The organism is Herminiimonas sp., from assembly GCF_030655415.1.
Window position 1 is genome coordinate 1 of the sequence record NZ_JAURVN010000001.1, and the last position, 10,551, is coordinate 10,551.

9 protein-coding genes are annotated in these 10,551 nt (G+C 55.0%); 8 read left to right on the forward strand and 1 reads right to left on the reverse strand.

All coding sequences use genetic code 11. The features are described 5' to 3' along the window. The 5 genes from rfbC to Q7T66_RS00025 all read left to right on the forward strand — a co-directional run. On the forward strand, window positions 1-383 hold a 383-nt coding region (rfbC, locus tag Q7T66_RS00005), incomplete at its 5' end, for a dTDP-4-dehydrorhamnose 3,5-epimerase (RefSeq protein ID WP_304931169.1). Further along, window positions 380-1,486, forward strand: a complete 1,107-nt coding sequence (locus Q7T66_RS00010) for a DUF1972 domain-containing protein (protein WP_304931170.1) — start codon at window positions 380-382, stop codon at window positions 1,484-1,486. The genes rfbC and Q7T66_RS00010, both read left to right, overlap by 4 nt. Window positions 1,487-1,529: 43 nt before the next feature. Continuing rightward, window positions 1,530-3,407: an acyltransferase family protein gene (locus Q7T66_RS00015; protein ID WP_304931171.1), complete on the forward strand. Its 1,878-nt coding sequence runs from the start codon at window positions 1,530-1,532 to the stop codon at window positions 3,405-3,407. 99 nt (window positions 3,408-3,506) lie between these two features. Beyond that, window positions 3,507-4,523, forward strand: coding sequence for an acyltransferase family protein (locus Q7T66_RS00020; protein ID WP_304931172.1), 1,017 nt, complete (start codon window positions 3,507-3,509; stop codon window positions 4,521-4,523). Between the two features lie 853 nt (window positions 4,524-5,376). Continuing rightward, entirely contained in the window at window positions 5,377-6,726 is a 1,350-nt protein-coding gene (locus tag Q7T66_RS00025; protein ID WP_304931174.1) for an IS5 family transposase, read from the forward strand. A 55-nt stretch (window positions 6,727-6,781) separates the two neighbouring features. On the opposite strand, the gene Q7T66_RS00030 is transcribed toward Q7T66_RS00025, so the two are convergent. Next, window positions 6,782-7,036, reverse strand: a complete 255-nt coding sequence (locus Q7T66_RS00030) for a helix-turn-helix domain-containing protein (RefSeq protein ID WP_304931176.1) — start codon at window positions 7,034-7,036, stop codon at window positions 6,782-6,784. 316 nt (window positions 7,037-7,352) lie between these two features. Between Q7T66_RS00030 and Q7T66_RS00035 the strand changes: the two genes are divergently transcribed. The 3 genes from Q7T66_RS00035 to Q7T66_RS00045 all read left to right on the forward strand — a co-directional run. Next, the gene (locus Q7T66_RS00035; RefSeq protein WP_370691581.1) at window positions 7,353-7,892 is read left to right on the forward strand and encodes a helix-turn-helix domain-containing protein; all 540 of its coding nucleotides are present in this window, start codon (window positions 7,353-7,355) and stop codon (window positions 7,890-7,892) included. Window positions 7,893-7,936: 44 nt separating this feature from the next. Further along, window positions 7,937-8,551, forward strand: coding sequence for a hypothetical protein (locus Q7T66_RS00040; protein ID WP_304931177.1), 615 nt, complete (start codon window positions 7,937-7,939; stop codon window positions 8,549-8,551). A 90-nt stretch (window positions 8,552-8,641) separates the two neighbouring features. Next, a partial coding sequence (locus Q7T66_RS00045) for a methyl-accepting chemotaxis protein (RefSeq protein WP_304931179.1) occupies window positions 8,642-10,551 on the forward strand: 1,910 nt, incomplete at its 3' end.

Below are 10,551 nucleotides of genomic sequence, written 5' to 3' on the forward strand. Positions count from 1 at the left end.
GCGTGCTGCGCGGGCTGCACTACCAGGTCCAGCAGCCGCAGGGCAAGCTGGTGCGCGTGACGCGCGGTGCGGTGTTCGACGTGGCGGTGGACATCCGCAAGTCGTCGCCGACCTTCGGGCAGTGGGTGGGGGTGGAGTTGAGCGAGGACAACCACAAGCAGCTGTGGGTGCCGCCGGGGCTGGCGCACGGCTTCGTGGTGCTCAGCGAGACGGCGGACTTCTTGTACAAGACGACGGATTACTACGCGCCGGCGTTCGAAAGATCGATTCTTTGGAATGACGCGGACATCGGGATCCAGTGGCCTGACATTGGGATGGAGCCGAAATTGTCTGGTAAAGACGCAGTCGGTCAAAAACTAAGTACAGCAGAGGTGTTCGCGTGAGCCAGAAGAAACTAATCATCCTCGGCACGCGCGGCGTACCTGCGCAGCACGGTGGCTTTGAAACCTTTGCTGAAAAGCTGTCGGTTTACTTGGTCGCACAAGGCTGGGAGGTGGTCGTTTACTGCCAGGAAGACGTGGCAGGCCCAGTGTTCGAAAGCGCTTGGGAAGGCGTGAAGCGTGTGCACATTCCAGTGGCACGCGAAGGCTCTGCGGGCTCGGTCATCTTCGATTGGCATGCCGCTTGGCACGCCAGCAAGCAGAGTGGCTTGATCCTGACCTTAGGCTACAACACGGCGATCTTCAACGTTATCCAGCGCATCAAGGGCCAGGTGAATGTCATCAACATGGATGGCATTGAATGGAAGCGCGATAAGTGGAGTGGGGTTGCCAAGGCGTGGTTTTGGCTCAACGAACGAATTGGTTGCTATGTCGGCAACCATCTTGTGGCAGACCATCCTGCAATCAAGGCCCACCTCGCCACCCGCGTAAGCGAGGCGAAAATCACCACCATTCCTTACGGCGGTGATGAAGTGACCACGGCAGATGCTTCAAAGCTCGAAAAATTTGGCCTTCAGCCTGGTCAGTTTTCAGTGATCATCGCCCGACCCGAGCCCGAGAATTCATTCCTAGAAATGGTCACCGCTTTTGCAACCAAGCCGCGCGATCACAAGTTGGTGGTATTAGGAAAATTTGATGCAGCTAACAATGCTTACCATCGCGCTGTAATCGCAGCTGGTGGACCTGATGTACTCTTTCCAGGGGCAATCTATGATAAGGCGGTAGTAGGCGCATTGCGCTTCTTCAGTCGTTTCTACTTGCATGGACACACTGTAGGCGGCACCAATCCCTCACTGGTTGAAGCCATGGGCGCAGGATGTGCAGTAATGGCACATGACAATCAATTCAATCGCTGGGTAGCCGGTGAATCTGCTGCTTACTTTAAAAATCAATACGAATGTGAAGCATTGTTTGATGAATTGCTCATCGATGATAAAAAACTAGGGGTGATGAGGGAGGGAAGTCGGCTCCGTTTTCAAGAGTATTTTACTTGGGAACGAATACTTGGCGAGTATAAAAAATTGCTTTCTCAATTCGAGCGTTAGGCGTTTCTATGCTAACTGTCACAAATTGCACTCTGTAGCTTATATGAATAAAAAATACGTTCCTGAGTATGACGGGCTTAGAGCGCTTGCTGTGTTAGGCGTTGTATTTTATCACTTCGGTTTTAAATATCTGCCTGGCGGCTTTGTTGGGGTCGACGTTTTTTTTGTAATATCTGGCTTCTTGATATCTAGAATAATATTGATTGAACTTGATGAGGGAAAGTTTTCATTGATAAAATTCTACGAAAGAAGATTTCGGAGAATTGCGCCTGCACTTATTGTTGTGCTAACAATAACAACCCTACTTTTTTCTTTTATAAATTTCCCTTCCGAGTTTGGTGGGCAGCAGAAATCACTCGCTGCGGCATTATTTTCGTTCTCGAATATTTACTTCTATTACACTACTGATTATTTTCAAAACAACGAATTTAACCCGTTTCTTCATACCTGGTCGCTAGCGGTCGAAGAGCAGTTTTATCTTGTTTTCCCCTTGATTCTTATCGCGCTTAGAAGGCTGGATTCAAAAAATCGATTTCCATTGTTATTTGTCATTGGATTTGTGTCCTTAATAGCAGCCTGCCTATATGTGTACGTTAATGCGTCTGCTGCCTTCTATTTGCCCTGGTTGCGTGCATGGGAACTGCTTATGGGTACAGCAATTGCCGTGATTGGTGCTCAGCGTTTTTCCTCAAAGACGCGAATTATCTTCTCGTATCTAGGGGTCGGGATTATCTTGTTTTCATTTGTTTCGTTTGATGCGAAAATGAGATTCCCTGGAGCCTCGGCCATTCTGCCTGTAGTTGCCGCTGCACTCGTAATACTTGGCTCTGGAATACAATCTTTGCCGAATACAATTCTGGCGTCAAGATTTCCTGTTTTTGTTGGAAAAGTATCTTACTCACTTTACCTAGTTCATTGGCCAATTGCGTGTCTATTTGCCACCTTTGGGCTTTTGGATGGTGCGCGCATGAGTGCTTTGGGAGTTTTTGCAAGCGCAGTCGGTGCATGGCTGAGTTATAGGTTTATTGAGCAGCGATTCAGATATGGCAGCAGCAAATCACCAGTAAGGACCTATTGGACAGTCTTGGGTTGTTCAGTTGGAGTGTTTTGTATAGGTTTGATGGCCGGAAATCTGGCAAATAGCTTGTGGAGCTCCCCGCAAGCTCTGGCGCTTTCTAAAATAAATATTAATTCTGTTGGTCATCTTGGAAATCCGGCATGTTTTTTGACCTCGCGAAATTCGGGTTTTTCTGAGTATGATCAAGAAGCCTGCTTGAGCTTAAGTGGAACGAAGGAGAACATTTTAATTATCGGGGACAGTCATTCTGCTCATTTTATGGGTTCCATAAAAAAGTTGTATCCAGAGGCCAATATCATGCAGTCCTCTGCTTCTGGATGCATCCCTCTTCTCGACGCGCAAGGTGCCGAGCGTTGTACTTCGTTATTTAGTTTCATGTATACAAAGTGGCTGCCCGAAAACGCTCCAAAAATAAAGTATGTAATAATTTCAGCCCGCTGGGTTGCAGCAAATGCTGCGGGGCTTGAGGTGTTGAGCAATTCGATAAAAAAAATGGGCTCAATGCTTGTGGTTTTAGGCCCAACTCCGGAGTATAGGCTTCCCTTGCCTAAAATCCTGGCCTTGAAAGAGGTGTATGGTATTGATCTGGTAAAATCCTTATCGAGGCCCGAGCGTTTGCAGGCGGATCTTGAATTGGAAAGGCTACTTCCGCCAACGGTTAAATATTATTCGGCTGCGCAGAAAATTTGCTCGATTAGTACTTGCGCGGTTTATTCGTCGGGAGTTCCGAGTTTTTTCGATAAAGACCATTTGACGCTAGAGGGCGCTGATGCAGTCTTGGAGAAGTTGCCCCTTTGCTTGAATGTATCGAATGATTTTTGTATGCGAAAGCAGAAATCTTGATGTGAAATTAAACAATTTCTTTAGTCTAGAGACAGCCCGCCTTGTGCGAGAGGGGCGATCCTTCGACTCCACGTTGTTAGCCTTAAATGCCTAAGCTATATGAAACAAAATTTTGCTTGGATCGATCGACTTAAGGGCATCGGTATCGTAGCGGTAGTTTTGGGACATATCTATCCGCCTTCAATATCGAATTTGCTATTTCTTTGGCACATGCCACTTTTCTTTTTGATTAGCGGATTTTTGTTCAGGATCGATGCCGATAAACGATCTTACCTGGCTGGTAAGGTGGTGCATCTGCTGGTTCCATACGTCGCCTTTTTGCTGCTATTAAATACCTTTGACATTGTCTTCTTTGTATTGTCTGGTGATATCCACGAGCTCGCACGACTTACTGCAAGAATGTTGTTGGGCGGAAGATACCTGACGGGCTGGACAGGAGTTTTTTGGTTTGTCACCTGTTTGTTTCTTACTCAGCAATTTGCAAATTGGATTTTTCCGCGTTTTAAGGGCAAACTTCTTTGGCTGCTTGTGATCTTGATGTTATGTCTTGCATTTGCCACTAGTTCCTATCTTTCTGCATACAAGCTTCCGTTGAACATTGATAAGGTTCTTTTTTCGATTCCACTTTTCTTTTTGGGATGGAAGGCCAGATCTTCGAATTGGACTGAAAGTAAGTCGATATTTTTAATCACTGCAATTGCTGCGGTCTTAGGGCTGCTTCTTGTACATTTTGAAATGGTTGACACTATTGATATGAAGCGCTCATTTTACGGAACAGAATTTCTGTCTGTTTTCTTTGCAGTATGTATCGCTAACTCATTAATGCATATCTGCAAGATGATTTCTGAAGGTGGCTTGGTTGGTCGACTGCTCTCAAATCTTGGCAAAGCATCTATGGCCATCATGTTCTTGCACCAAGCGATTAATCTTGGCTTGCAGACTCTTGGCTACCAATCCTTCAGTATTCGTGCTATAGCTGCCTTGATGATCCCATATCTTTTCTACTGTGTCTGTGTTCGTTTCCGCTTCACGAACGCATTTTTTCTTGGAGCCAGATCTGATTTTGTGAGCTATTTCCCGCGATATGGTCAATCGTCAACTATCAAGCTCGACTAAATTTGCCCTCAGTGAATTTTGCGTCTGTAGTCAATAAGCAGTTGTGGGAGAATTGGGAATTCTTTTGTGGATGTTGATGGGTATTTTGATTATCGATTCGGGCTAATCGTGACCACTCATTACGCTTGAACGTAACTTGTGATCTCGTGCTGAACGTAACCGAATTGCGGGGATGCGGGAATGGGCAGTCACGATGATCGAATTCTCGGCGATGGCAGTGGAAGGCTAGCATGGACCAACGTGGTGGTTGTGTGCACTCCATCCACCTGATACGGGTAGATTCTCCAAGTTTTGCCTGAAACGGAGCTTGCACGCAGCAACGACGTAAAATCAGTGCAGTTTTACGTCGCAAACTCGAAAGCCTGTTCTTTCAGGAGCGTGTTTGCTGTCTTGCTGGGTATTTCGACGGGCGTCAGTAAGCCCTTCGTCTCTGGCCACTCAGCCCGGGCGCCGCAGCGAATTGCCGGATTTTTCTACCTGCAGCACACCTTCGACGCTTGCAGCGAAGCGGTAGTCAACACCTAGGTCGAAAACCCATATTCGCAGTATTTCTGTGGCGAGGTGCATCTCCAGAAAGAAGCGCTTGCTCTAGGAGGAAGCGCATTGGAGAAGAAGGCTTAGAGACCTTGCTCATGGTCATCATGCCGACGGCGCGGTGGCGTCGGAGATGGATGGGTGTCTGGGCCATAACTTTCAATGGTGCGCTGGGAGATACACTGCACTTCATTAGTCCGCCCTGAACAATGTCTAAGTCATTGATGTAGTGGAAGATTTTCAGTCAAAGCTGGTGCGCAATTTGCAAGGTAATACGGCATAGAACGCCGTTTCCCTGCAATTCCTGACAAGGTTTGCCATGAGACCCAAGCCAGTGGTGCCCGAGAGCGAGGATCTGTTTCGCTCGCGCCTGGATCAACAGATCAACATGCGTCACGCGCTTGTGCGCTTGGCCGGCCTGATCGACTGGGCCGAGATCGAGCGCACCTTCAGTGAGCCCTTTACCTCTGGACGAGGCCGTCCAGCCCTGGCGCCGCGGCTGATCGCCGGATTGCTCTACCTGCAGCACACCTTCGACGCCTCTGACGAAGCCGTCGTCAACACCTGGGTCGAGAACCCGTATTGGCAGTACTTCTGCGGCGAGGTGTACCTGCAGACCGAAGCTCCCATCGATCCGAGCAGCCTCACGCGGTGGAGGAAGCGCATTGGCGAAGAAGGCGTGGAGACTTTGCTCATGGCGACCATCGAAGCCGCCCATCGCGGTGGCGTCGTGCGTGCCTCCAGCGTGGACCGTGTGATCGTCGACACGACCGTCATGCCCAAGGCGATTGCACATCCCACCGACAGCCGTCTGCTGGAGAAGAGCCGACAGCACTTGGTGAAGGTGGCCGAGGAACATGGCTTGCACCTGCGCCAGAACTACAACCGCATCGCGCCGAGGTTGGCCACCCAGATCGGGCGCTACGCCCACGCCAAGCAATTCAAGCGCATGCGCCGGGCTGTTCGCACCCTGCGCTCGCGCGTCGGTCGGGTGCAGCGCGAGGTGGCGCGCCAGCTCGGTGAATTGCCCGAGCAGGCTCAAGCCAAGGTGCGCGACCTGCTCGCTCGCACCGGCCGCATCCTGACGCAACGCACGAAGGACAGGAACAAGCTCTACGCCTTGCACGCACCGGAGGTCGAGTGCATCTCCAAAGGCAAGGCTCGAACGCCCTACGAGTTCGGCGTGAAGGTGAGCATTGCGACGACGTTGAAGCAAGGTCTGGTGGTCGGCATGCGCAGCATGCCGGGCAATCCGTATGACGGTCACACGCTGGCCGAGACACTGGAGCAGGTCACCATCCTAGCCGAGCGCAAGCCGACAACGGCGATCGTGGACAAGGGCTATCGGGGCGTGGAGATCGAAGGGGTCCGGATCCTGAGATCTGGGCAGAAGCGAGGCGTCACCCGAACACTCAAAGCCATGATCCATCGGCGAAGTGCCATCGAGCCGGGCATCGGTCACATGAAGATGGACGGGCGTCTGGGCAGAAACCCGCTCAAGGGCGCGCTGGGCGACGCGCTGCACGCGGTGATGTGCGGCGCCGGGCACAACCTGCGACTGATCCTGGCGAAGCTGCGGCTTCTTTGCGCCCGGTGGGACATCGCGCTGACCGAATTGTTGGCCGCGCGGATCGCATCGACTCGCCTGTCTCTGCGCGTCAACACTTGAAATTCGGATTGTTCAGGACGGACTCATTACGTTTGAAAGTACAGATAGGCGCCGTCTATCTAAAAATTTTGGTCATAGTAGTTCTCCCAACGAGTTTCTCAACGTCCTGAAGCACTGAGGACGGAGACACGCCAAGTGCAGTGCATAGCCGGAACAGCATGCCAACGCTAGGGCTGTTGCGCCCAAGTTCGATGAGCGAGACGTAATTTCGATTCGCTTCGGCTTCCAGCGCCAGCTTTTCTTGGCTCCACTTCTTGCCAGTTCTCACCTTTTTCAACGTTTGGCCGAGTGCTTTGTCGATTTCTTCCATCTTTGCCCAATAAATTGAGCAACGTTCGCGTGTTTGAGGTCTAATGTCTTCCCAATATATGCGGCATAACTATGAGCTTAAGAGGATACAAGATGATTGGCATGGTTAAGTTTGAGGTTGCTACGTTCGGATTGAAGGTACGTATGAGGGAGAAGGCGGTCGGTCTCAGCGGAGCCCGACTATGACTTCACGCTTCAGCCCGTCCCCGTTCCCCACCGCCCACAAACCCAAGATCCCCGCCTCCGTCCTGCGCCCGCGTTCCCAACCGCCATCCGTACCCACACGCAGCGACATCGTCGCCAGCTTGGGCGAGCAGATCAAAGCGCTGCGCCTGGCTGCCAACCTCTCCGGCGGCGCACTGGCACTGCGCTCGGACATCTCGCGCTCAATGCTCTCCCGCATCGAACGTGGCTTGGTGTCGCCTTCGGTCGAAACGCTCGACCGCATCGCCCATGGCTTGGGTCAGCCGCTGTCGCGCTTCTTCTCCGACCAGCCCGGCCGGACCGATCTTTCGGTCGTGCGGGCAGGGCACGGCATCGCCGTGGACCGCGTCGGCGCTGTGGCCGGCTTCGACTACGAGTTGCTCGGCCATGGGCTCTCCGGCAACCTCTTCGTGGAACCGTATCTGGTGCGGGTGGCGTCAGACGCACCGCCGTACACCAGCTTCCAGCATCCGGGGATCAAGTTCATCTACATGCTCACGGGGAAGGTGGCGTATTGCTATGGCCCGCGGAAGCTGCAGGCGATCGGTGCGGGCGACGCGTTGATGTTCGACGCGAGCGCGCTGCATGGCATCGATTCGGTGGAAGAGGGGCCGGTCAGCTATCTGTCGGTCGTGTTCACACTGCGCAGTTGAACCGAATCGTTTTCCTCTCTGCTGTTTCCTCGACCTCATCCACCATGTACAACCTCCCTCGCATCCTGACCTTCGTCACGCTCGGCCCCGCCGGCGGCAATCACGAGTTCGTGCTTCAGCGTTATCTGGCGGCACACGGCATGACGGAGCGTTCGACCATCGTGTTCGTCAAGACCTTCCACGACGGTGCCGAAATGGTCATCGAACGCTCCGTCGACTTCATGCTGCAGTGCGCGGCGCACCCGACCGCGGCGGAAATCACGGGCACCTACCGAAAGAAGATGTTCGTGGTCGACGCGTTCATTTCTCGCAGCCGGCCGATGGCATTGATGCGCGCGCTCGACGCACCCGCAGCCGGCGTGCCGCGCCGCGTCGGGCTGCAACCGGCCACACGCGATTACGTCGATCTGTCGGCCTGGCCCGACGTCGTGCCGGAGCCGACGGTGACGGCGGTGGGGCAGGGGCTCCTGCAGGGCAAGTACGAAGCGGGCATCGCGTTCAGCACCCTGGCTGCGGCGCATCCGGAACGCTTCGAGGTCATCGAGCCGATCGGCTCGGTCTGCGATGCGTGGGTGATGTATGGGCCGGAGGCGGTCGATGGGGACGAGGCGGTGGTGTGGCGAGGCAGCCCGGCACGCAGGCTGTACGACCGGATGTGAACCTTCTCCAACAAGCGCCGTTGTCCGCTTAAGTTTTGGAGTTTTCTGCCGATGAGAGAGCACCTCCTTCTCTCTCTTTATTGGCAAAGCATGATGAACCACTACCTGAAGTCCACGCAGGGCCGCTACACGGCGCTGCTCGTTGGCTTCTTCGTCCTGTTGGCGGCCTTGACCGTCGTCGTCATCCAGGCTTTCGTCGCGCCCGACCTGCGCCGGCTCGAAGGGCAGGTGGTCACGAACACGGTGAACGCGATCTCGGTGCGCATCAGCGAGCAGCTGCGCAAGGTCGAGGCGCAGCAGCGCAGCATCACGCAGACCGTGTCGCTGATGGACAGCGACGCCATCGAGCGCCTGCAGCCCGGGCTGGTCGATCAGTACGGCGACGTGAACGTGTTCGGCGGTGGCATTTGGCCGCTGCCCGGTCAACGCGAGCCGGGCCGCGCCAAGTTCAGCACCTTCGTCGCGCGTGACGCTTCGGGCAAGCTGGTGGTCAACACGCACTGGAACTCGTCGGCATCGCTCAACTACTGGGAACAGCCTTGGTACGCCAACGGGCGCAACGCCGTGCGGGGCCACTGCAACTGGGCCAAGGCCTACCAGGACGACGCCAGCCCGCAGCCTCGCACCAACTGTGCGATGCCCATCTACAAGGGCGACACGCTTTACGGCGTGTCCACGGTCGACGTCACGCTGGGCTTTTTCAACAGCCTGGTTTCCGACATGGAAAAGCAGGTGCAGGGCCAGATCCTGCTGGTCGAAGCCGACGGAAAAATCGTCAGCAACAGCAGCCGCATCAATGGCAACGTGGTGCTGAAGAACGTGTCGGACCTGGCAAGCAGCTCCATGCTCGCAGCCGCCATTCAAAAGCAACTGCCGGCGCTGCAGCAAAAAGACGCGCCCGCCATCGAGACCACGTTCGCCGATGCAGGCGAGCCTTCCACGCTGTTCATCAAACCGATTCCGGGCAGCCCGTGGTGGATCGCCACGGCCGTGCCGACTCGCCTGCTGTCGCAGAACAGCGACCGCACGCTCGAAAAGCTGGGTCTGGTGCAGATCCCCATGGGCCTGCTGCTGCTGGCGTTGGTCATCGGCTGCATTCGGCTCTTCATGAAGCGCCTGGCCATGCTCAGGACCAACATCGACGCGCTTTCCAGCGGCAACGCCGACCTGACGCGGCGCCTGCCGCTGGGTGCCGGCATGGAATTCGACGCCGTGGCGAACGGTTTCAACCGCTTCATAGCGCGCCTGCAAGACGTCGTGGGCCGGGTCGTCGGCAGCACCACGGGCATCACCAATGCCTCGCGAGAAATTGCCACCGGCAACCAGGATCTGTCTTCGCGCACCGAGGCTCAGGCCAGCGCACTCGAGCAGACCGCCGCGTCGATGGAACAGCTGAGCGGCGCCGTGCAGCAGACGGCAGAAAGCGCCCAGCGCGCAAGCCGCTTTGCAGAAGACGCATCTTCTGTGGCCGAGCGCGGCGGCACGTCGATTCGGCAGGTCGTGGGCACGATGGAGTCGATCAACACGTCGTCACGCAAGATCGGCGACATCATCAGCGTGATCGACTCGATCGCCTTCCAGACCAACATCCTGGCGTTGAACGCCGCGGTGGAGGCGGCGCGTGCCGGGGAGCAGGGCCGCGGCTTTGCCGTGGTGGCCAGCGAGGTGCGCAGTCTGGCGCAGCGCTCTGCAACCGCAGCCAAGGACATCAAGCAACTGATCGCCGATTCGATGGAAGAAGTGCAGGCCGTCTCGACGCTGGTGGCCCAGGCCGGCGCCACCATGCAAGAGATCGTCCAGCGCACCGCAGACGCCGCCAGTGCCATGACGCGCATCACCGAAGCCACGCGAGAGCAGAGCGCGGGCATCGCGCAGGTGACCGGCGCGGTGAATGACCTGGACCGCCTGACGCAGCAGAACGCGGGCCTGGTGCAGCAGAGTGCGGTGGCGGCCGATTCGCTGAAACAACAGGCGGCTCACCTCGATGGGCTTGTGGGCAG

Coding starts and splice junctions, on each gene's coding strand:
- Q7T66_RS00015 (WP_304931171.1), top strand. CDS start 1,530: ATGAATAAAAAATACGTTCCTGAGTATGACGGGCTTAGAGCGCTTGCT.
- Q7T66_RS00020 (WP_304931172.1), top strand. CDS start 3,507: ATGAAACAAAATTTTGCTTGGATCGATCGACTTAAGGGCATCGGTATC.
- Q7T66_RS00025 (WP_304931174.1), top strand. CDS start 5,377: ATGAGACCCAAGCCAGTGGTGCCCGAGAGCGAGGATCTGTTTCGCTCG.
- Q7T66_RS00030 (WP_304931176.1), bottom strand. CDS start 7,036: ATGGAAGAAATCGACAAAGCACTCGGCCAAACGTTGAAAAAGGTGAGA.
- Q7T66_RS00040 (WP_304931177.1), top strand. CDS start 7,937: ATGTACAACCTCCCTCGCATCCTGACCTTCGTCACGCTCGGCCCCGCC.